Origin of the sequence: Paraburkholderia sp. BL9I2N2, from assembly GCF_004339745.1 — a bacterium.
In the GTDB taxonomy this organism is placed as follows: Bacteria; Pseudomonadota; Gammaproteobacteria; order Burkholderiales; family Burkholderiaceae; genus Paraburkholderia.
Map to the genome: position 1 here is coordinate 190,873 of NZ_SMGP01000004.1, position 22,574 is coordinate 213,446.

Annotated in this window: 19 protein-coding genes; 13 read left to right on the top strand and 6 right to left on the bottom strand. The window is 61.1% G+C overall.

Annotated features, from left to right (window positions below; translation table 11 throughout):
• Positions 1–35 precede the first annotated feature (35 nt).
• The 6 genes from B0G74_RS37120 to cydB all read left to right on the top strand — a co-directional run bounded on the left by B0G74_RS37120 (position 36) and on the right by cydB (position 8,773).
• Positions 36–233: a hypothetical protein gene (locus B0G74_RS37120; protein WP_106313048.1), complete on the top strand. Its 198-nt coding sequence runs from the start codon at positions 36–38 to the stop codon at positions 231–233.
• Between the two features lie 48 nt (positions 234–281).
• A complete protein-coding gene (locus tag B0G74_RS37125) occupies positions 282–662 on the top strand; it encodes a TraR/DksA family transcriptional regulator (protein ID WP_132381667.1) in 381 nt (126 codons plus the stop codon).
• A gap of 393 nt (positions 663–1,055) precedes the next feature.
• Positions 1,056–3,830 carry an ATP-dependent Clp protease ATP-binding subunit gene (locus B0G74_RS37130; RefSeq protein ID WP_132381669.1) on the top strand — a complete coding sequence of 925 codons (2,775 nt, stop codon included), beginning with the start codon at positions 1,056–1,058 and terminating at the stop codon, positions 3,828–3,830.
• 157 nt (positions 3,831–3,987) lie between these two features.
• Positions 3,988–6,267: an FdhF/YdeP family oxidoreductase gene (locus B0G74_RS37135; RefSeq protein ID WP_132381671.1), complete on the top strand. Its 2,280-nt coding sequence runs from the start codon at positions 3,988–3,990 to the stop codon at positions 6,265–6,267.
• Between the two features lie 105 nt (positions 6,268–6,372).
• Positions 6,373–7,761: a cytochrome ubiquinol oxidase subunit I gene (locus tag B0G74_RS37140; protein WP_132381673.1), complete on the top strand. Its 1,389-nt coding sequence runs from the start codon at positions 6,373–6,375 to the stop codon at positions 7,759–7,761.
• Positions 7,762–7,765: 4 nt separating this feature from the next.
• Positions 7,766–8,773, top strand: a complete 1,008-nt coding sequence (gene cydB / locus B0G74_RS37145; protein ID WP_132381675.1) for a cytochrome d ubiquinol oxidase subunit II — start codon at positions 7,766–7,768, stop codon at positions 8,771–8,773.
• A 28-nt stretch (positions 8,774–8,801) separates the two neighbouring features.
• On the opposite strand, the gene B0G74_RS37150 is transcribed toward cydB, so the two are convergent.
• On the bottom strand, positions 8,802–10,229 hold the full coding sequence (locus B0G74_RS37150; RefSeq protein ID WP_132381677.1) for a PLP-dependent aminotransferase family protein: 1,428 nt from the start codon (positions 10,227–10,229) through the stop codon (positions 8,802–8,804).
• Positions 10,230–10,575: 346 nt separating this feature from the next.
• Here B0G74_RS37150 and B0G74_RS37155 point away from each other — a divergent pair, with 346 nt between their 5' ends.
• Positions 10,576–11,565 carry a LysR family transcriptional regulator gene (locus B0G74_RS37155; RefSeq protein WP_132383216.1) on the top strand — a complete coding sequence of 330 codons (990 nt, stop codon included), beginning with the start codon at positions 10,576–10,578 and terminating at the stop codon, positions 11,563–11,565.
• 18 nt (positions 11,566–11,583) lie between these two features.
• On the opposite strand, the gene B0G74_RS37160 is transcribed toward B0G74_RS37155, so the two are convergent.
• Both B0G74_RS37160 and B0G74_RS37165 read right to left on the bottom strand, forming a co-directional pair.
• Positions 11,584–12,387, bottom strand: coding sequence for a family 1 encapsulin nanocompartment shell protein (locus tag B0G74_RS37160; protein ID WP_132381679.1), 804 nt, complete (start codon positions 12,385–12,387; stop codon positions 11,584–11,586).
• Entirely contained in the window at positions 12,380–13,435 is a 1,056-nt protein-coding gene (locus tag B0G74_RS37165; RefSeq protein ID WP_132383218.1) for a Dyp-type peroxidase, read from the bottom strand. Before B0G74_RS37165 ends, B0G74_RS37160 begins: the two co-directional genes overlap by 8 nt.
• Before the next feature lie 522 nt (positions 13,436–13,957).
• Between B0G74_RS37165 and B0G74_RS47725 the strand changes: the two genes are divergently transcribed.
• Both B0G74_RS47725 and B0G74_RS37180 read left to right on the top strand, forming a co-directional pair.
• On the top strand, positions 13,958–15,205 hold the full coding sequence (locus tag B0G74_RS47725; protein ID WP_342960058.1) for a LysR substrate-binding domain-containing protein: 1,248 nt from the start codon (positions 13,958–13,960) through the stop codon (positions 15,203–15,205).
• Between the two features lie 79 nt (positions 15,206–15,284).
• Complete coding sequence (locus B0G74_RS37180) at positions 15,285–15,749, top strand: ester cyclase (RefSeq protein WP_342960057.1); 465 nt, start codon at positions 15,285–15,287, stop codon at positions 15,747–15,749.
• Between the two features lie 26 nt (positions 15,750–15,775).
• On the opposite strand, the gene B0G74_RS46020 is transcribed toward B0G74_RS37180, so the two are convergent.
• Complete coding sequence (locus B0G74_RS46020; protein WP_165924002.1) at positions 15,776–15,925, bottom strand: hypothetical protein; 150 nt, start codon at positions 15,923–15,925, stop codon at positions 15,776–15,778.
• 129 nt (positions 15,926–16,054) lie between these two features.
• Here B0G74_RS46020 and B0G74_RS37185 point away from each other — a divergent pair, with 129 nt between their 5' ends.
• On the top strand, positions 16,055–16,915 hold the full coding sequence (locus B0G74_RS37185) for a class I SAM-dependent methyltransferase (protein ID WP_132381681.1): 861 nt from the start codon (positions 16,055–16,057) through the stop codon (positions 16,913–16,915).
• A gap of 334 nt (positions 16,916–17,249) precedes the next feature.
• Positions 17,250–18,707 (top strand): MEDS domain-containing protein, encoded by a 1,458-nt coding sequence (locus tag B0G74_RS37190; protein ID WP_132381683.1) that lies wholly within the window; start codon positions 17,250–17,252, stop codon positions 18,705–18,707.
• A 68-nt stretch (positions 18,708–18,775) separates the two neighbouring features.
• Here the strand turns inward: B0G74_RS37190 and B0G74_RS37195 are convergent, their stop codons facing one another.
• Together B0G74_RS37195 and B0G74_RS37200 are read right to left on the bottom strand one after the other, a co-directional pair.
• Complete coding sequence (locus B0G74_RS37195; protein WP_165924010.1) at positions 18,776–20,674, bottom strand: diguanylate cyclase; 1,899 nt, start codon at positions 20,672–20,674, stop codon at positions 18,776–18,778.
• A 155-nt stretch (positions 20,675–20,829) separates the two neighbouring features.
• A complete protein-coding gene (locus tag B0G74_RS37200; protein ID WP_132383224.1) occupies positions 20,830–21,543 on the bottom strand; it encodes a hypothetical protein in 714 nt (237 codons plus the stop codon).
• Positions 21,544–21,772: 229 nt separating this feature from the next.
• Between B0G74_RS37200 and B0G74_RS37205 the strand changes: the two genes are divergently transcribed.
• Complete coding sequence (locus B0G74_RS37205; protein WP_243658558.1) at positions 21,773–21,943, top strand: LuxR C-terminal-related transcriptional regulator; 171 nt, start codon at positions 21,773–21,775, stop codon at positions 21,941–21,943.
• A gap of 250 nt (positions 21,944–22,193) precedes the next feature.
• The gene (locus B0G74_RS37210; RefSeq protein WP_132381687.1) at positions 22,194–22,508 is read left to right on the top strand and encodes a DUF4148 domain-containing protein; all 315 of its coding nucleotides are present in this window, start codon (positions 22,194–22,196) and stop codon (positions 22,506–22,508) included.
• Positions 22,509–22,574 lie beyond the last annotated feature (66 nt).

Below are 22,574 nucleotides of genomic sequence, written 5' to 3' on the forward strand. Positions count from 1 at the left end.
GTCATTGAGACCTTAACTTGCATGAGGGGGCGAAAATGCAGGAATTCGATTTCTACATTAACCTGAAGAAGCCGACACTCGGGCTCTATGTGCGCAATGGCGCGGGCCTGCCCGATCTCGCCGACAAGAGCGACTGGCAATTCGAAGGGCATGTCTGGCAAAGCGAACTGACACCCGAACTCCTGAAAGGACTCGAGGCCAACGGCCACGTGTTTCAGGAACTGGGTGCGTGACGCCCGGCTCTACGGCGAGTAGAGCGAATCAAGCTGAGGGAGAAGACCATGCCGGAGCAACAGGGTGACCTGAGTGACGAGTTCATCGCGCAGCAGAAGAAGCGCCTGGAGGCGCTGCGTCGGGAGCTGCTGGGCGGAGAGGAAGATACGATCGCGGACGAGAGAACGGCTCAGGAGGAGTATGGCGACGAGGCCGAGGAGTATGAGGACGAAGCGCAGGGAATGGCACAGAATGAGATCAACCAGTCGCTGCATGACGTGAACGACCAGCGCGTTGCGGATATCCAGCGCGCGCTGCGCAAGATCGACGAAGGCACCTACGGTCTCTCCGATGAAAGCGGCCAGCCGATTCCCAAAGAGCGGCTCGAAGTCATGCCTGAGGCTATCCTTACCGTTGCGGAGCAGAGCCGACGAGAGACCGGCAGGTAGAGACATTCACGCACGTTCAAGCGCGTCGTCTCGCAGCCTGATAGCGTCGGGCATGTCGGCCAATGCCTATCATCGGAAAAACCAATGTTCCCTTACTAACGATCCACTCATAGAATTCAAAGGCGGTTTTTAGGTTCGTTATGCCAATCATGTGGTGATCAGGCGCGCAGCGAGAACACGCGAGCGCATGCCAGGTTGCCGGAAGCCGCTCGCGCGTCTCTTTCTGTCCGAAAGAGACGCCGGCATTTTGAACATCGACCCGCGAAGCATCGGTCCCTGGCGCACAACAAATCGAAAGGCTGGCGACAGGTTTCGAGCATTCGCCCCTCACATGAACGCGTCCCATAACCTCTAACAACATCGGATGCCTTAACTGATAAAGGTGAATTTACGATGCCCGCCCTTTGCGAAATCTGTAACGCCCGTCCCGCTGTTGCCCGTGTGACCGTTGTGCAGAACGGCGAGCGGAAAACTTTATCGATCTGCGACTACGATTACCGGCAATTAATGCGGCATCAGAGCATGGCGAACCCGTTCGACTCGCTGCTCGGAGGTGGCGGTTTGTCCCGCTTCTTCGGGGGTCTTGGCGGCGCGGGCGAGGAAGATGACGAGGAGTTCGCCGCGGAGCTGCCGCGCGAATCGGTCGACGCAACCGACGCCTTCAGCGAACAGACACTCGAATTGTTGCAGCGTGCGGCGGAAAAAGCCCATGAGCTTCAACGCACCGAACTCGACACCGAGCACCTGCTTTACGTGCTGGCGGACACGGACGTGTGTGCGGCGCTGCTCAAGGAACTCAAGTTGTCGCCGCAGGACATCAAAGGTTATATCGATCAGCATGCCCAGAAGGGCACCGCGAATCCCGATGCGCCGATCGAGAAGATGACCATCTCGCCTCGCATGAAGAAAGTGTTCCAGAACGCGTTCCAGGCATCGCGGGATCTGGGGCATTCGTATGTCGGCCCGGAGCACTTGCTCATCGGGCTTGCGGCGGTGCCGGACAGTATCGCGGGCACCTTGCTGAAGAAGTACGGCGTGACGCCGGAAGCGCTGCGGCAGAAGGTGGTGAAAGTGGTCGGCAAAGGCGCCGAGGACGGCCGCGTCGACGCGCCGACCGGCACGCCCACGCTCGACAAGTTCGGCCGCGACCTCACGGCCCTCGCGCGGCAGGGCAAGCTCGACCCCGTGCTGGGTCGCGCGCAGGAAATCGAAAGTACGATCGAGGTGCTCGCGCGGCGCAGGAAGAACAATCCGGTGTTGATCGGCGAGCCCGGGGTCGGCAAGACCGCGATCGTCGAAGGCCTGGCGCAACGTATCGTCAACGACGACGTCCCCGAAAATCTGCGCGGCAAGCGGCTCGTCGAGGTCAACATCAATTCGATGGTGGCGGGCGCGAAGTATCGCGGCGAGTTCGAAGAACGTGCAAAAACGCTGATCGACGAAGTGACAGCGAAGAAGGACGAACTGGTTCTGTTCATCGACGAATTGCACATGATTGTCGGCGCCGGCCAGGGCGGCGGAGAAGGCGGCCTCGACATCGCGAACGTGCTCAAGCCGGCGCTGGCCCGTGGCGAACTCAGTCTGATCGGCGCGACGACGCTCAACGAATACCAGAAGTACATTGAAAAGGATGCCGCGCTCGAGCGGCGCTTTCAGCCGGTGCTGGTACCCGAGCCGACCGTCGAGCAGACCATCGTCATTCTGCGCGGTCTGCGCGACAAGCTCGAAGCGCATCATCAGGTGACCTTTGCGGACGATGCGTTCGTCGCCGCCGCCGAAATGTCGGACCGTTACATCACGTCGCGCTTTTTGCCCGACAAGGCCATCGACCTGATCGACCAGGCTGCCGCGCGCGTGCGCATCGGCGCGACCTCGCGTCCGGCGGACATCCAGGAACTGGAAGCCGAAATCGCCCAGCTCAAGCGCGAGCAGGATTATGCGTCCTCGCGCAAGCGCTATGACGAGGCGAAGAAGTTCGAGGAACGTATCGGCGATAAGCAGACGAAACTCGACGAGCAGATGGAGGCATGGCAGCGCAAGACCGGTTCGGAAACGCTCGAAGTGACCGTGGCGGCGATCGCCGAAGTGGTGTCGCGTCTGACAGGCATTCCGGTCACGGAGTTGACACAGGAAGAGCGCCAGAAGCTGCTGGACATGGAGAACAAGCTGCGCGAGCGCGTGGTCGGGCAGGACGACGCGGTGGTTGCCGTGAGCGACGCGGTGCGCCTTTCGCGTGCGGGACTCGGGCAGGCGAACCGGCCGATCGCGACCTTCCTGTTCCTCGGACCGACCGGCGTCGGCAAGACCGAACTCGCGAAAGCGCTGGCGGAAACGGTGTTCGGCGATGAACAGGCCGTCATCCGTATCGACATGTCCGAGTATATGGAACGTCACGCGGTGGCGCGCTTGATCGGCGCGCCGCCGGGCTATGTCGGTTATGACGAGGGCGGCCAGTTGACCGAGCGTGTCCGGCGCCGTCCGTATAGCGTGATTCTGCTTGACGAGATCGAGAAGGCGCACGCGGACGTGAGCAACGTGCTGCTCCAGGTGTTCGACGATGGCCGCCTGACCGACGGGAAGGGCCGCGTCGTGGACTTCAGCAACACGATCATCATCGCGACGAGCAATCTCGGTGCGCACATCATCATGGACAACCTCGAGAAACCCGAGGGAGAACGCCTCGCCGACAAGGCGATGCGCGAAGAATTGATGGGCGTGCTGAAAGGTCACTTCCGTCCGGAATTCCTCAACCGGATCGACGAAGTGATCATTTTCGACGGACTCTCTCGCGAGAATATCCGCTCGATCGTGCAGATCCAGCTCGAACGGGTCACGCGCACCGCGGCGGCGCAAGACATCACGCTCAAGATGGACGAGTCGATTGTCGATCACCTGGCCGACGCCGGCTATCGGCCGGAATTCGGCGCCCGCGAGTTGAAACGCCAGATCCGCCAGGAACTGGAAACGCGACTTGCCAAGGAGATTCTCAACAGCGACCTGAAGTCGGGCGACAGTGTCGTGGTCAGCTACGACAAGGACAGCGGCGAAGTGAAGTTCACTCGCAGCGAGGCGCCGCCGCCCAAGGCGAAACGCGCCAATAGCCGCGGAAAGAAAAAATCGTCCGACGAAGTCAGCAGCACCGAGTCCACGGAAGGAGCCCGCTCCTGACGGCATGGCGTGAATAGCGAGCAGGCAAGATCACTGCGCTCCTGGCGGCAGTGCGGCGGCGCTCGGCCTGGCGGATATGAACGGTTGAGCGCAACACGATGGCGTAACCCTCGACAGGACCGTTCCCGGATTCCTGGGACGGTTCACGGAGTCTCATATGACCACGCGACGCGAAGTGCCGGGAATCCGGCCGTATGACGGACCCGCTGGAGGTTGGGGCGCGCTGCGGGCGACAGCTCAAGCCATCAGGCAACAGATGGAGAGCATCGAAGCGCCGATTACGCTGATGCGGACCAATCAGCCCGACGGTTTCGATTGTCCGGGCTGTGCCTGGCCGGACAAGGAGCATAAGTCCACCTTCCAGTTCTGTGAGAACGGCGCCAAAGCGGTCACATGGGAAGCCACGACCAAGCGCGTGGGCCCGGAGTTTTTCCAGAACAACACGGTGTCGTCGCTGCTGCAACGATCCGATTTCGAACTCGAAGATCTTGGCCGGCTCACGCATCCGCTTGTCTACGATCGCGACACGGACAAGTTTCGCGCCGTCGAATGGGATGACGCCTTCGCTCGTATCGGGCAAGTGCTTCAAGGGCTGTCCTCTCCCGATCAGGCCGAGTTCTACACGTCGGGCAGGGCGTCGAACGAGGCCGCCTACCTTTTTCAGCTGTTGGCGCGAGAGTACGGGACCAACAATTTCCCGGATTGCTCCAACATGTGCCACGAACCCACCAGCGTGGGATTGCCGCAGTCGATCGGGATCGGCAAAGGCACGGTGTCGCTGGAAGACTTCGACGAGACCGAACTCATCATCTCGATCGGCCACAATCCCGGCACCAATCATCCACGGATGATGGGCACGTTGCATGAAGCCTCGCGGCGCGATGTGCCCATCATCGTCTTCAATCCGCTGCGCGAGCGCGCACTCGAACGATTTGCGGACCCGCAGAACTTGCTTGAAATGGCCACGTACGGCTCGACCCGAATCGCCTCGACGTATTTTCAGGTCGACGCCGGCGGTGACGCCGCCGCGCTCAAGGGCATCATGAAGGCGCTGCTGGCGATGGAGGCCGAGGAAGGCAACGTTCTGGACCATGAATTCATCGCCGCGCACACGGAAAATTTCGACGCGTTCGCCGCTGATCTGGAAGTTACGGCGTGGGACGATATTGAAACGGCAAGCGGACTGAGCCGGTCCGATCTCGAACAGGTTGCGATTGCCTACGCCAAATCGAATGCGACCATCGTCACCTACGGAATGGGCGTGACCCAGCACAATAAAGGCACGGCCAACGTCCGCCTGATCGCCGATCTGTTGCTATTGCGCGGCAACTTTGGCAAACCCGGTGCGGGCATCTGTCCTTTGCGCGGACATTCGAACGTGCAAGGAAACCGGACCGTAGGCATAACCGAAAAGCCCTCCAGCACTTTCCTGAAACAGATCGAGGATGTGCTCGGTTTCAAGCCTCCCGAGGCACACGGACACGATGCCGTTCAGGCGATGCAGGCGATGATCGACGGCTCGGCCAAGGCGCTGCTTTGCCTGGGCGGAAACTTCGCGGTCGCGCTGCCCGATTCGGAGCAGTCTTTTGCCGCCATGGCTAAACTCGATCTGAGCGTTCACCTCGGGACCAAGCTCAATCGTTCGCATCTGTTAGTGGCGAAGGAAACCTATGTGCTGCCGTGCCTGGGCCGCACGGAACTCGATATCCAGGCAAGCGGCCGCCAATCCATCACGGTCGAAGATTCCATGTCGATGGTCCATGCTTCGTCCGGGAAACTCAAGCCCGCCTCCGAATTCCTGTTGTCCGAGCCGGCGATCATCGCGGGTATTGCGCGGGCGACATTGCCGCACAGCAAGGTCGCCTGGCAGGAACTGGTTGCCGATTACGACAAGGTTCGCGATCTGATCGAACAGACCGTGCCGGGTTTCGAGGCATTCAATGCGCGCATCAGAACGCCGGGCGGATTCCGTCTGCCGCTCCCTCCAACCGAACGCGTGTGGCATACGCCGTCGGGAAAAGCGATGTTCTCGGTCTACGGCGGCGTGAAGGAAGACGCCGACGTATACGGCGCCGAAAATGTGCTGCGCCTCATCACGATCCGCAGTCACGACCAGTACAACACCACGATCTATGCTCTCGACGATCGTTACCGGGGCGTGTTCGGCCGGCGCGACGTGGTGTTCATGAATGAAGCCGATCTCGCGGCGCGCGGACTCGAACATGGCGATCTGGTCGATATCGAAACTATTTCATCGGGCAGGAAGCTTTGCCTGAAGAACATCACGGCAATTGTTTATGGCATCGCACAAGGATCGGTGGCGGCGTATTATCCGGAAGCAAACGTGCTGGTGCCGCTCGACTTCATCGACAAGGAAAGCGGCACGCCGTCGTACAAGTCGGTTCCTGTTCATGTTTCGCGCGCGGCGCAAGCCTGAATGCCGGCGAGTTTGACGGGTCGATCTACTGGACATGCGCGTCCAGTAGATCGACACACGGAGAGACCAGCAAATGCCGCTATCACCTGGAGCCGCTGATCAATCATGGAAATCTTCGACGCCTTCCACCTCGCCAGGTTGCAGTTTGCGTTCACGGTTTCATTTCACATTATTTTCCCCGCGATCAGTATAGGAATGGCCAGTTTCCTCGCCGTGCTGGAGTGGCGCTGGCTGCTGACCGGCGACGTGGTCTACAAGGACATGTTCCTGTTCTGGTCGAAGATCTTCGCGGTCGGCTTCGGCATGGGCGTGGTGTCGGGCGTGGTGATGGCCTACGAGTTCGGCACCAACTGGAGCGGATTTTCCACCATTGCCGGCAACGTCACGGGACCGCTCCTGACTTATGAAGTATTGACGGCATTCTTTCTCGAAGCCGGCTTTCTCGGCGTCATGCTGTTCGGCTGGCAGCGGGTGAGTCCACGCGCGCACTTTTTCGCCACGCTGATGGTGGCGGTCGGCACGTTGATCTCCACGTTCTGGATTCTCGCCTCGAATAGCTTCATGCAGACGCCGCAAGGATTCGCCATGGAGAACGGCCGGATCGTGCCGGTCGACTGGATGAAGGTGATTTTCAACCCATCGTTCCCGTACCGGCTCGCGCACATGACCATCGCCGCGTTTATTGTCGCGGGCTTCATCGTCGCCGCGTGCGGGGCGTGGCATCTGCTGCATGGCCGGCGCGATGGCCCCATCAAGCGCAGTTTTTCGATGGCGCTGTGGATTCTGCTTTTGCTGACGCCGATCCAGATTTTCGTCGGAGATGCGCACGGCCTCAACACCCGCGAATATCAGCCCGCCAAGATCGCGGCCATAGAGGGCCTGTGGGAAACCGAGAAAGGCGGCACGGCGCTCAATCTGGTCGGTCTGCCCGACATGACAGCGGAAGTCACGCGCTACGCGGTGCAAATACCGCATTTAGGCAGCCTCATACTGACCCATAGCTGGGACGGCGAAATCCGCGGGCTCAAGGAGTTTCCCGCCAGAGATCGCCCGTATTCGCCAATCATCTTCTGGACTTTTCGGATCATGGCGGGCCTCGGCATGTTGATGCTGTTGACCGCGTTGCTAGGGTTGCTGCTCAGGCTAAAAGGCCGTCTCTACGAGACGCGGTGGTATCAGGTTTTCGTGCTGTGCATGGGCCCGTCGGGAATCGTCGCGCTGTTGGCCGGGTGGGTCACGACGGAGGTCGGCCGCCAGCCCTGGACGGTCTACGGTGTGCTGCGCACTGAAGACTCACTCTCGCCGATCAGTGCCCAGCAAGCGGGCGTTTCACTGCTGATCTTTGTGCTGGTGTACTTCCTGGTATTCGGTATGGGGGTCTACTACATGCTCAAGATGATGAAGCGCGGACCAGAGGAACATGTCGGCGCCCGCCAGTCCGTCAAGCACCCGGTGTTGCGCAATCGTCCGCTGGACGCACTGGAAGGGGAGTGACGCCATGCAAATCGATCTTCCGGTTGTGTGGGCTGCGATCATCGGACTCGGCGTTTTCATCTATGTGATGCTGGATGGCTTCGATCTTGGTATCGGCCTGCTGTTTCCGTTCTTCGAGGAAAAAGCCGATCGGCAAGTGATGCTCAATACCATCGCGCCGGTCTGGGACGGCAACGAGACATTCCTCGTGCTCGGTGGCGCGGGGCTATACGGCGCGTTCCCGGTCGTCTATTCGACGCTGCTGCCGGCGAACTATCTGCCGCTGATCCTGATGGTGGTCGGCCTGATCTTCCGCGGGGCGGCTTTCGAATTGCGCGCGAAGGCCACGCGGACCCAGCATGCGTGGGATCTTGCCTTCATTGCCGGATCCGCGCTCGCGGGACTCTGCCAGGGCATCGTGCTGGGGTCCCTGCTGCAAGGCATCAAGATCGTTGATGACCGTTTCGCCGGCGACCCGTTCGACTGGCTGTCACCGTTCAGCCTGTTCTGCGGAATCGGGGTGCTCTTTACGTACGCGACGCTCGGCTGCGGCTGGCTCATCCTGAAGACGGAAGGCGAACTGCAGCGCAAGATTCGCGAGGTCATGCGGCCGCTGGTGACCGTGCTGCTGGGGATAATCTTCGTGGTGAGTCTCTGGACCGTGATCGGATTGCCGGCGGTCGAGCATCGCTGGTTCGGGAGCGGCTATCTCGGCTGGTTCATGCCGGTGCCGATTCTCGTTGTCGCGTGTGTGTGGGGTATTTTTCGGTCGCTTCGCCTTCAGCATGAAGCGCTGCCGTTCCTGCTCACCCTTGGGCTGTGCTTTCTCGGATATAGCGGCTTGCTCATCAGTATCTGGCCGAATATCGTCCCGCCTTCGCTGACGATCTGGGAAGCATCGTCGAGTCATTCGAGCCAGCTCTTTACGCTGGTCGGCACGGTGATCGTGCTGCCGATCATTCTCGTCTACAACGCCATGCAGTACCGTGTGTTTCGCGGCAAGGTGCGGGAAGGGGATGCCGGCTATCACTGAGGGTAGAAAGGTTGCACGGGCACGGCGGTTAGCGGGCGCACAGGACAACAAGCTTGCCGACCGTAATCACGGCCTGTTCGATCTCGCTCGACCAGGGGCTGCTGTAATTCAGGCGGATGAAATTCCGGTAGGTCGTCTCCGAGATCGAGAACATATAGCCCGGTCCGATCGTGATGCCCTGTTCGAGCGCCAGCTTATAAAGCCGCATCGCGTCGACCTTGGGCGGCAATTCGATCCACAGCACGTAGCCGCCCGCGGGATTGGACATGCGCGTACCTTCAGGGAAGAAACGCGACACGGTCGCCTTCATCAGCTTCGCCTGCTGCGCATACATTTTCCGAAGCCGCCGCAGATGATGCTCGTAACCATCGCGCTCCAGGAATTCCGCGATCGCCAGTTGCGGAATGGCCGGTGTGGTCAACGTGTTCAGAAACTTGAGCTTCTCGACCTGATCGCGATAGCGGCCCGGCATCGCCCAACCAATCCGGTACGCTGCCGTGAGGGTCTTCGAAAATGACGCGCAGTGAAGCACCAATCCCTTCGTGTCGTAGGACTTCAACGTGCTCGGATACGTGCTAGCGAAGTGCAACTCGTTGTAGACACCGTTCTCGATGACCGGTATGTCGCGCTTCGTCAAGTATGCGACGAGCTCGCGCTTGCGCTCGTCGGGCATCAGAAACCCCAGCGGGTTCTGGAAATTCGGCATGACCATGCAGGCGGTGACCGTGTGCGATTCCACGATCGCCGCAAGCGCTTCGATGTCGATACCGTGTTCGGGATGTGTGGACACCTCGATCGCCTTCATGCCCATCCGTTCGATCGCGTGCAGCATCGCGTAGAACGTGGGTGACTCGACGGCGATCGTATCGCCTGGCTTGGCGACGGCCTGCAGGCACAGATTGATCGCCTCGGTTGCGCCGACCGTGACGATGATCTCGTTGGGATCGACGGCCATACCGTTTTCGAGGTAGCGACGCGCAATCTGGCGCACCAGTGCCGCATTGCCCGGCGGCAGCGCGTCGGTCACGCCCCACCGTGTCTTGCCTCGCCCCGCATCGTAAGCGTAACGGTTCAGTCTCTCGAAGGGAAACAGGCTCGCATCAGGGTAGGGCGAGCCGAGCGGCAACGCGTCGTCGACGCCGATCGAGCGCAGCGTGGAAAGCACCAACCGGCTGACGTCGACCGGCGACGAAATCGGAATCGGTTTCGATGGGCGCAGTTCGAGTGTCTTCCGCTCGCCTCCGTCGCCGCGGAAATTGACGAAATAGCCCGATTGCGGCCGGCTCGTGAGCAGCCCCTGGCTTTCAAGCAATAAGTAGGCGCGGATGACCGTGGTTACGCTGATCCGATGCTGCTGGCTGGTCTGGCGGACCGACGGCAGGCGTTCACCGTGGCTGTAGACGCCTTGCCGGATCAGCTTTTCGATGTCGTCTGCAAGCTTCTCATAGAGATTCATCGGACGATTTCCCTGGCGTTTCGCAACGGCAAGTTGCACCGGCCACTCCGCTGGCTGACACGCGCTCGCGCGGACGTGCCGCCGTTCGGTGCGCAAATCCTAGCAGAACTGTACTGATGCCAGCCGGGCCGATTTGTGCACTCTGCGGTCGACCGCCCGGCTTTACTCTGTTCTCCATCGAACGCATGTTCGCGAGGCCCTTAAACAGGGGTCTGTCGATGCGTGAAGACTGGAGCCAACACATGCAAGACGTCAATCTGAAGGGAAACCGCCACGCACGCCATCAGCGTTCCGACGCTTCGCCGTTGGCGTCACGCAGGACCGGCGCAAAGGGAGGCGGGGGATGATGAATCTGCTCGAAGCCATGCGCATTTACGTGAGGGTGGTGGAGCGCGAGAGCATTTCCAGCGCGGCCAGGGATCTGAATATCGGGCAGCCCGCCGCGAGCGAACGCATCGAGCGGCTTGAGGCGTATCTCGGCTGCCGGCTCCTGCTGCGTAGTGCACGTGCGTTCAATTGCACGCCCGAAGGCGTCACCTTCTATGAGCGTAGCAAGAGGATTCTCTGGGCCGTCGAGCAGGCGGTCGCGGACGTGTCGAACGACGAGCAGGCGCTCAGAGGCACGGTTCGCGTCGCGGCGCCTCACTGCTTCGGCGAGACGGTCGTGCCGGAAGCGTTGACGCTCGTACGGGCGGCCTATCCGCAACTGGATCTGGAACTGGTGCTGAACGACAGGATCGTCGATCTCGTGACGGAGGGCGTGGATATTTCCTTTCGTCTCGGACAACTCGGAGAAGGGGCGTTCATTGCCCGCCAACTCGGGCAGGTCGGGCGTGTGCTCGTTGCAGCGCCGGCCTATCTGAGCCAGCATGGTCCGATCACCGAGCCCTGCGACCTGGTAAAGCATCCGTTCATTCGCGTGCAGGGCATGTTCGGCACGGACCAGTTGCCGCTCAGACATCAGGCGAGCGTCGTCGAGAGCGCTCCCATCCGTACCGCGGTGAAGACCAGTCATTGGCGGCCCATGTATGAAATGATCGTCGCCGGTGCGGGCATTGGCGTGCTGGAAGAGCCGGCGTGCGTCGAGGCGCTCGCGGAGGGACGGCTGATTCGTCTGCTGCCGCAATTCGACGCGCTGCCTTTCGACGTCAATGTGCTGATTCAGGCGCAACGTCCGGTGCCGCCGCGGGTACGCCTGATTGTGACGATGTTGAAACAGTGCACGCCGGAAATCCTCCAGAGAGTGCACGTCGAGTGCGGAAAATTGGCCCGTGGTCTTGAAGCATTGGCCGACGCCGCCGACTCCGCGCTGCTGAAACAGTCGTTGCGAGCCTGAGCCCGCAACGACCCGCGCTTATTCAGCGAGCGTCAACGACACCGACGCTTCGCTCGTCAACATCAGGAACGTCAGCGTCTCGCGCAGATAGAGGCGCACTACCGTGTCGGTATGGCTGAGATAGCCGATCGAGAGATCTTCACCGAGGTGCAACTCGAAGTCGCCGCCTCGCGTGGAGAGCACGCTGCCGCCCGTCAGCGCCGGTGCCCAGATGATGTCGCCGTTCACGATCCGCTTGATGTGCTCGATCACCGGATAGCCCTGATCGCGCGCCTCGCTGAGCGCTGTGTAGGCGTCGGCGCCGAGCAGCACGGAATACGGACCGTCCACGCCGGCAAGCCGCAATTCTTCCAGCGCGTTGCTGATCGCGTCCGGATAGTCGCCGACGTCGGCGGGCAGCGCGAGCGGCTGATTCGACGAGCCTTCGCGAATCCCGCCGATCCCCGCAGCCTGATATCCGTCGAAGATCGCGCGATCTTCGGCATAGGCGAGCTCTTTCGCTGCGTCTTTCGCGGGCTGCCAGTCGGCGTCGTTCGCGCCGCGTAACACGCTGTCGATCGCATCGCGCTGCAACTCGAACGGCACGGTGAACTGGACGAGACTCTTGACCTCCGCCAGCTTCGCCGCGACGCCCTGTTGGGGCGCGGTAATCGCGATCTGATGCCCCGTGCCGACGCCGGACAGCTCGGTTCCGCCGGGACCCTTGACGTCGACCACGCGACGGCCGGCAACACTGCGTTTGAACGTGCGCGCCACTTCGTTTTCGATCTGCGACCAGGCGGCACTGGAGATGGGGGCGAGCTCGCGATGCAGGTTATTCATGTTGGGAGATTCCCTTGAGAGAGCCAATATTCAGCGAGCCATCGTGGCGCGGCTCGGCGGGCGAAGAGGGTGCAGCCTGTGATTCGATGGCGGCCGTGACGCTCGGCGGATCGCGGTCCGCGAGCTCCTCGAGCAAGGTGGCCGACGGCACGAAGAAGAGGCCGCCCGTGACTGCGCGGCTATAGTCGAGCAGCCGGTCGTAATTGCCCGGCGGCCGCCCGATGAACATGTTCTCCAGCATCTGCTCGATCGGCGCGGGGGAACGTGCGTAGCCGATGAAGTAGGTGCCGAACTCGCCCGCGCCGAGGCGGCCGAATGGCATGTTGTCGCGCAAGATCTTCACTTCCTTGCCGTTCTCGGTAATCGTGGTCAGCGAGCTGTGCGACGACGACGGTTTGACCGCTGCGTCGAGCTCGACGTCGGACAGTTTCTTGCGACCGATGATGCGCTCCTGCGTCTCGACGGAGAGCGCGTTCCAGCCGTCCATGTCGTGCAGGTACTTCTGCACCAGCACATAGCTGCCGCCTTCGAATCCCGGATCCCCGGTGATGAGCGTGTATTCGTCGGCGGCGCGGCCTGCCGGGTTCTCGGTGCCGTCGACGAACCCCACCATGTCGCGCATATCGAAGTAGCGAAAACCGTGAACTTCATCGACCACGGTGACCGCGTCGCCGAGTGCGCCGAGCAACTGCGTGGCGAGCTCGAAGCAGAGATCCATGTGATCGGCGCGGATGTGCAGCAGGAAATCGCCCGGCGTTCCCAGCGCGCGCCGTTCGCCTTCGCCGATGTCCCGGAACGGGTGCAGCAGGGCGGGCCGGGGTGCGCCGAACAGCCTGTCCCACGCGTGGGAGCCGAAGGAGCAGACGCACGACAGATTGCCGGAAGGCACCCGCTTGCCGACCGCGCGCACGAGGGCGGCAATGTCGCCGCACCATTCGCGCACCTTGGCCTCCTGATCGCGGTCGTTCGCAACGGTCGCGACAATGAAGATCGCGCTGCGGGAGACGTCATTACAAATTGCTTGCGGTTCCGGGATTTCGTTGGGCATCGGCTTGAGTGTTGAGAGACCGTTACGGGTTCCGACAGCAGTAGAACCCATGTCGTTCCGCCTACGCGTTTCACATGCCGGAGGCGGGCGCGAGTTTCGTTTGAATGATTGAAGCGGGTTAGCTGTTGCGCGCCGCCTCGGGCATGCGTACCGCCTTGCCTCGTCACCGGGAGGGCGCAACACGCGTGACACGGTTGACGTCCATCACGCCCACAGATGTTATACCGAGCGGGTACTTTGTGGAAACTGCGCGCCGTCTTCGGCATGCGATAAATTCTACGTTGATCCGGCGCCAGCACCCGCTGCTCCCTTCGATACTTCATATCGGGTCGAGCGGCTTTTCATTCCACTGTCACATCGCTAATATCCGCCGGTAGGAAGGCAATCCATCGAGCCTGTCTATCGGATTGGCAAAAGGACGGGGGTAATTCGTTCGCATTGCAAATAGATATGGATGCAATGAGCGGCCACCGAGCGACGTCGGATACGGGTCGATTGCATGCTACGGATTTGAGCGACAGCATGAGCGAGTCCAAACCGAAGAGAAAACCCGACGCATACCAGCGGCCTCGCACGGTTCGCATCGCGGCGCCTCACTGCTTCGGCGAGACGGTCGTGCCGAAGGCATTGGCGCTTGTGTGTGCAACCTATCCGCAACTGGATCTGGAACTCGTGCTGAACGACAGGATCGCAGATCCTGGGTCGGAAGACGCGGAGATTTCCTTTCGTCTCGGGCAACTCGGAGAAGGGACGTTCATTGCCCGCCAACTCGGGCAGGTCGGGCGTGTGCTCGTTGCAGCGCCGGCCTATCTGAGCCAGCATGGTCCGATCACCGAGCCCTCCGATCTGGCAAAGCATCCGTTCATTCGCGTGCAGGGCATGTTTGGCACGGACCAGTTGCCGCTAAGGAGGAGGGCGAGTGCCGTGGAGAGTGCTCCGATCCATACCGCGGTGAAGAGCAGTCATTGGCGGCCCATGTATGAAATGATCGTCGCGGGTGCGGGCATTGGCGTGCTGGAAGAGCCAGCCTGCGTCGACGCGCGCGCGGCCGGCCGGCTCGTTCGTCTGTTGCCGGATTTCGACCTACCGCCTTTCGAACTGCATCTGTTGACTCAAACACAACGCAATGTGCCGACGCCGGTACGGCTAATCGTGGCGCTGCTGCTGAAGTACGTGCCGGTACTTCTCCGGGGAGCGCGCACGGCAACCCACTCCCATTTCGACCGATGCCAGGAATCGGAAACAAAAAAGTGGCGCGCTTTTCGAAAGTCGCTATCTTTGACAGATAACGTTTGCGATCTGAGGAGCTATCAAATGGCACAACAGTTGATCGTCGCGGTTTTCGACAGCGTTGACGTAGCCGAAAGAGCGGGGCGGGATTTCAGGAACTTCGAGGAAAAAGACCTCGGTTTCAAGATCGAGAGCGGCGTGTTGGTACAAAAAGACGCCATAGGTCAACTGAACGTGCTCGGCAAGTACACGCGGCCGTTTTGGGGGACCGTGATCGGCGCGCTGACTGGTGGCCTGATCGGCATGCTCGGTGGACCGGCCGGCGCGATAGTGGGCTTCACTGTCGGGGCGAGCGGCGGCCTCGCTGGGCATGCGATCAAGGAGACGCTCGATAATGAACTGGTCGCATCGATAGCGAGCAAGCTCACCGCCGGCAGCGTTGCGTTCATCCTCGAGGCGCAGGAAGCGTCACCGTTTGAAGTCGACAATATCGTGCTCGGCTATGGCGGAAGTGTTTTCCGCAAATCGCTCGGCCGATAATGAACGTGGCGCGCCGGGATGCCTGCTTGTCACGCGAATGCCTGAAGCTGCCGGAGATGATTCGGTCTAACATGGTGACTTGCATCTTCAGGAGCAACGGATCATGACCTCAGGTACCGACGAAGTGGCGGCTCGTGAAGCGGTTGAAGGCTTCTATCGAGCGTTCGAGCAAAAAAGCGTCGAGTTGTTGGCGAAGGTCGTCACCCCCGACTGGCAGTACATTCCGGAGCCCCGCGGCGCCACTCACGGACCCGGTCAAATGGTTCAGGTATTCCATGACATTGCGACCGCGCTTCCGGACATGAAAGTCGAAATACTCGACTTGCTGGTGCATGGAGACCGGATTGGTGTTCGCGCGGAGATCAGCGGCACGCAAACAGGAAAACTGCTCGGCATTGACGCGAGTTCCAAGCACGTGAAATTCGCGATTCATTCTTTCCATCAGATGCGTGGAAATCTGATCGAGAAAACCTGGCACCTCGAGGACTGGCTATCGCTGTTTCGACAGCTTGGACAGTTGCCGAAAATGCTCGAACGACCTTGATGCAGGCACCGTGTATCGACAGCGTCTCAGTGCTGATAATGCATTGCCGCGGCGATCAGAAGACGAAACGGCAACGCGAGCAACACTGCCCCGGCGACGCCGAGCAGCCACAATCCAATGAACCATAAGAGGCGTTTGCTAAACGTCGTCTTGCGATCAGGGCTTGTCTGTGACACGCTGTCCCTCGTCATCGGCTCGTCATACCCACTTCTCCATCATAGCCTGTTGTGGGCGACAGGAGCGCGGCAGGTGGTTCTGCGCGATGGCGAATCGGGGCCGAGAACGAACAAACGGGATTGAAAGTCATGAACGACATGCGAGATGTGGCGCCAGACAGCACAGCGGCGCGCGTCGCCTTGTGGCGTGCGTTGCACGTCGAGGCCGACCCGCCGCCGCATGTACTGGAAGACGAAATCGGCCTCGAGCTGCTGGCTCCGGATGAGGACTGGCGTGCCCGCGGCGACATGGACCCGCAGTTCACGCGGCCCTTTCGCGCCTCGATCGTGGCGCGGGCCCGCTTCATCGAAGACCTGGTCGTGGACCAGGCCGGGCGAGGGCTGAGTCAGTATGTCATTCTCGGTGCCGGCCTCGACAGCTTCGCACAGCGCAGGCCGGAGATCGCCTCGCGCCTCAAGGTGTTCGAGATCGACCAGCCAGGTCCTCAAGCGTGGAAGCGTCAGCGCCTGATCGAACTCGGCTTCGGCGTCCCGGACTGGTTGCGCTTCGTGCCGGTCGATTTCGAGGCGGGCCGGGACTGGCGGGACGAGTTGATGACTGCCGGCTTCGATGAAAGCAAGCCGGCAATCGTGGTCTCCACAGGTGTCAGTATGTATCTCACCAGGGACGCGAACGCGGCCGCGCTGCGCCAGGTTGCGACGCTCGCCTCAGGGTCGACGCTCGCCATGACGTTCCTGCTCCCGCTGGAACTGGCGGACCCCGAGGTACGTCCCGGGCTCGAGATGGCGGAGAAGGGCGCGCGAGCAAGCGGCACACCTTTTCTCAGCTTCTTCACTCCGCCGGAGATGCTGGCGCTGGCCCATGAAGCCGGCTTTAGAGAGGCACGGCACGTTTCGGCGGCCGATCTTACCCAGCGCTACTTCGCGGGCAGGACGGACGGTCTGCGTCCGCCGAACAATGCGGAGGAATTGCTTGTGGCAAGCACATAGCTGCGCTCGCATTTCCGACGCGACACGAGTGCGCGGCTGACCACGCGTCCCCAAGTCGTATGCCAATCGAGATTGACGCGTGTATGACCAGACGCACTTTCGCGTCAAAAAACATGCCTATGGAAAATATCTATTCATTCAAAATCTCCCCTCGCGTAATTTTAAATCCTGCTGAATCCCACATATCGAGCACCGACGCGGCAGTTCCGCTTCCTGTCCTTCAGGATCGCCGGACCGACGCGGGAGGTGCCGTGACATTTATATTCGAGCGCGCGGGCCATCGTTAAAACCTAGCGCGACTGTGGTTCTTGACCCACGCACTTTCAGGGAAACGATGACCACCGGAACGCGCAAAAGCGGTTTTCCCGCGCTTGGAGCCCTCTCTTGGGGCTCACATCTGTGTCACTTCTACGAATCGCGGAGCGAATTGCTCAGCGTCACCGCGGACTTCCTCCATGCCGGACTCGCCAATCGCGAAGCGGGCGTGTGGGTCGCGCCCGCGTTGCTGGGACCCGACAAAGCCCGCTATATGCTCACGCGAACCGCGCCTGCACTCGCTGAATATATCGACGCGGGCCAATTGCAGATTCTCGACGGCGCACAGATCTACTCCTCGCCTAAAACGGGCTTCAACGGCGGCGCTACCGTGGGCTTGTGGTCGAAGGCGATCAACGACGCGCTGGGGCGAGGCTTCGAAGGACTGCGAGTGGCCGGCGACGCCGTCTGCAACGAAACCACCGATTGGGTCGCGTTGCTCGACTACGAAGCCTCGCTGAAGGAGAAGCTTGCCGCGCGGCCGATCATCGGTTTGTGCACGTACTGCGTGGAAAAGCTTCGCACTGCGCAGATGCGGGAAATCGAACGCCTGCACGATGCGAAGATCGAGCCGCCGCGTGTCGGGACCTCCGGGCATTCGCGTGCGCAGACCATGCACCGTTCGGAGAACGTCTTCACGCTTGGCGAGCGTAGCGATGAAACGAAAGAAGCATCGATCGGCGCAACGATAGGCCACGAAATCCGCAACGCGATCACGCCGCTTGGCCTGCTCGCGCGTCTGTTGGACGCCCAGTACGGCCATGACGAACAGTTGACGCGGTACGCGCTTCTGCTCTCCCGGCAAGCAAGCCTGCTCGGGCAGTTGGCCCAGCAATTGATGGCGCCGGATGATGCGGAGTTCGCCGGTTCGCTTGAACCGGCGTCGGGCGCTTTGGCATGCTCGTCGCGCGAGAGAACGGTCGCGCGTCCCGCGCCGGTCGACCTCGGTGATCTGCTCGCGCATTGTGTTCAGGTAGCAGAAGCGGGCGCACCGGATCACGCGCCCATTCGACTGACCGCGAGCGATGCGCCGTTGCGAGTGCAAGGCGACTTCGGCAAGCTGACCCAGGTGTTCGTCAATCTGCTGGTCAACGCGCTCAAATATTCGGCGGCTGCGGATGCGATCAAGGTGACGGCGTCCCGCGCCGGGCGTTACTGTTATATCAGCGTGAGCGACGAAGGCATCGGCATCGCGCCGGGCGAGCTTGCGACCATCTTCAAGCCTTACGAGCGCGGACTTGCGGGCTGCGCATTGGGTGCCAAGGGTCATGGACTCGGGTTGGCGGTGGTTCGCGATATCGTCGCGAGCCATGGCGGTACCGTCGAGGCGTTTTCCGGGGGACTCGGCCGTGGCTCGGAATTCGTGGTGCGCTTGCCGCTGGCAAGCATGGTCACGCCAGTCAATTCGATCGCGCCCGAAGCACAAGAGTGCAAAGCGGTTTGCGTTGCACCCGTGACGCAAGGCATTGCCGCATAGCAATCACGCGCTATCTCAATGTCGAACGCCTGCCTGATCCGCACGCAATTGATGAACGCGTCGCGTCGTCAGGCCACACACGTGCGGTTGCGGCCGAGCCGCTTCGCCGAATACAGCGCCATGTCCGCTGCAGCGACCACAGTGCTGCCATCGCCGCACTTGTCACTGCGCTGCGCGCAGACGCCGAGGCTGATCGTGACGACGCCCGAGACGCTCGGCGGATGGGGAAGCCGTAGCTTTTCCACGTCCTCGCGAATTTGCTCCGCCACGGCGAGTGCCCGATCCGGTTCGGCGTGCGCCAGAATCAAGGCGAATTCCTCGCCGCCATAGCGCGCGACCAGGTCGGTGTACTTTGCTGAAGATGCCGCTATCGAGCGGGCGATGGTGCGCAGGCATTCATCGCCTGTCTGATGACCGAAGTGATCGTTGTAGCTCTTGTAGTTGTCGACGTCGATCATCACGACAGCCAGATAAGTCTCCGTATGCGAACCCTGCTGGCAGCGTTGCTTGAGTTCGCGATCGAAGTAGCGGCGATTGAATAGTCCCGTGAGACTGTCGCGGAACGCGAGGCCTTCCAGTTCGCGGCGCTCATCGGCGTGGCGCTGTTCGATGGCTTTTTGTTCCGTCACGTCGCGCGCCATCGCCGTGAGGCCGTTCAATGTGCCGGACAACGGATCGATCACCGGACGCACGTGAGTTTCTATCCAGCGCAAGCCGCCGTCGCGCGGGAAACGGCTGATCTGCGAGGCTTCGCCTCGGCCGGTCGCGACCTGCTCGATCATCGCCGCCAAGGTATTGCGGTCGGCGGCATCGACCAGATCCGCGTAATGCACGCCGATCAGCTGTTCAGGCGCGCGACCCCACGCCTCGAACGCACGCGGTGACACGTAGGTCAGCCTGCCGTCGAGTTGCATGCTCATCACGACATCCGTGGCGTTTTCCGCCAGCGTGCGGAAGCGTTTTTCGCCGTCACGCAGGAGCCCGATCATGCGATTGCGCTGCATCTGGATCGCGCTGATCGGCAGCGCCACGCCGAGGGCGGCGACGAAAAACAGCTGCAAAGCGAAAACGCGATGCTGCATGCCCTCGAACGGATAAGCCCAGAGCGGCCCCGAACCGTGCGCGGTGAACCAGAGCGCGATCGCGAGACACAGGAGTAAGCCAAGCAGAACGCCCGCAATTTCGGCCTGAAACGCGAGCAGCACAATGGGCGGAAGTACCCAGTACAACAACGGTGCGCTGATCTGCAAACCGAATATGCAACTCGTCACGACGCCCACCAACGCCACTAGTGCGCAGGTCTTGAAGCGATTGCCGCTACGTAGAACCCCGGCAAGCTCGCCGCTCCAGAACACCATCGCGACCGGCGTGATGATGATGAGGCTCAAACCATCCGAGATGAACCAGGGCGCCAGCGTGGGCAAAAGAAGATGGCCGATTTTGCCCTCGAGCAAAAGCGTGGCCCACATGCCTGACGCGACCGACGCAAGCAGCACGCCGCCGAAGAGGAATTTGAGGAGCGCTTTGGGCCGGATAAACTCGGCCACAGTCGTCACGCGTGGAGCAAACGCAAACGCGATCACGACCTGAAGCATATCCGCCGACGTGAACGAGACCGACGTGTGCAGGCTGCGTCCTATCAGCAGATTGGCGGTGAAGTCGCCTAGCGTGCCACCGCACAAGACCCAGCGCCGCTGTTCCCGCCGGGCGACGATCATCTGAGCGAGCAGCACGGCGTTGCTCAGCCACATCGGCGCAACCTGCCCGGTCATGGCCCGCAGGCCGCGGCTTGCAAGGAACGCCAGTGCGGTCACCACCAGCGCGGCGAGCAAGGCCATGCCCTTTTGCCAATACGTCGGCGAGGACAACGGTTCGACGATGAGCGCTTGAGGCAGTGATGTCCGCGCTTCGGACCCATCGGTTACGGCAATGTCGGGCGTCCGTGTCCCGGTTCGCGGGCGTGTCATAACCATTCTCGTTGTGCAACGACTGTCGCGGACCGTCAACCGCGGGCAGCATATCGAACTACCGCTATGTTAACGGCCGCCTGGAGGCCAATCTTGAGGCCGTTGCCTGTGGGAGGCAAGGCTCAGTTACACCAACCCGCCGCAAACGCCGACGATCATTCAACCCGACGCCAACGACCGGACTCCGGGCACACGATGGCCGGTTCACCATTCACGCAGACCTGCTCTTCGTCCGCTTGCAACGGGGTCGAGGGGGCGATGTCGAAGACAACGTTAAGCGCGCGCGCAACGTGAACATCTTCGATCGGAAGCTCCCAAGTCAGGAATATTTGCGTGCAATCCTGATCCGGCGCGAAGTCGGCCGCACTAAAGCCGCTGCTGCCGCGCCGGATCACACCATGCGGCTGGCCGGTGTCGAATATCAACGCCGTTCCGCGAGTCAGAGGAATGCGATGACCTGTACCGGGGAAATGCACGTCCAGCCCCTTGTCCTCGCTGAGGAATAGATTGCAAAAAGCCGCACCGCCGTATTGCGCGCCGTCATGGTGATACCTTGCGCCGCGGCACGCCATGAGGGCTATGTCACTGGCCGCAAGCACTGCGGGCAGGCCGAGCGCGCTCGTCCACTCGGATATTGCCCGCACGCAGCGTGGGTAGTCCGGCCAGCGCACCTGCGTTCGCGCCAACGGCATGACCTCGACGTCACCGGGTTCGAGGACCATGCGCGACGACGTCTCCCTGTCCCAATCCGCGAGCACTCGAGCCGGGGGCGCAGGCACGTCGAGCGTGCCTGACAGCACGATGTCACTCACGTTTCGACTGCGAATGGCGTCGCCACTCCAGAAATAGGAAGTCAGTACGTCTCGCATCGATGCTGTGGATGAGGGCTCATCTGCAGCATTGTAAGTTACCGTCCCGCTTTGAGTTGTGTCCACAGCCTGTTTTGCGGGAGAAGGATTTCGGTCGGCAAAGGCAATGACGGAGTGAGTGATTGCATCTTCTCACCGCGAGGATAGACCGCTTCATTGTCGAGGATGGCCGGCTTCACATAAGCACGCACGGCGGCATTAGCGTTCGGGTAACAAACAAGCCTGATTGGTGATCGCCGCGCCGACGCTGTCGCTGTCGATGGGCAGTGAGCGGCGCAACATGGCCAGGCAACTGGATGTGTCACCCGCCACTGCCAAGGTTCACCGGCGCAATCTCTACTGGAAACTGACTATTTCCTCCCCGGCAACACTCTTTCTGCTCATCATGGGCGAAGAGTGAGAGGCAAGTTGAATCGGCCCGATTCGGCTCGGCAATCTCAGGAAGGCGAGCGACTTTGCGTCGGCCTGCTTCTTTGTATCGCAATGTATCTGCGCCGTGGCAGGGTACATAACGTTTCACCAACGGGCATTGCCGACATAAGCCAGATACGTCCACGGGGTCTAATGGTTCCAAGCCAGCCGAACTGGCCTTGCTAACCGAAAACGCAAACGGGCGTTTGCGTAGAAGACATTTTCTCGAGGTGAAAGTCATGAAAGTTATTCAATCGCTTATCGTCGCTGCTGCTGTCGCTCTGCCTGCCCTGTCGTTCGCGCAATCGAATCAGCCGCTTACGCGGGCAGAGGTCCGCGCGGAACTCGCCCAGTTGGAGAAGGCCGGTTACAACCCCGCGAGCGATGAAACCCAGTATCCCAGGAATATCCAGGCTGCCGAAGCTCGCGTGAGCGCACAAAACGGACTGTCGGCATCGTCATACGGCCCGGCGACGGCTGGCACCTCGGCATCGGGCTCGCGTGCGTCGGACACTGACGTGATCGGTCTCGGCGCGATTTACGCCAAGCCATAACGGAAGGTCAGCTTCGATGACGCGGGTTCTTGCCAGCCACGCCTCGCGATGTTTTGACTCTGCATA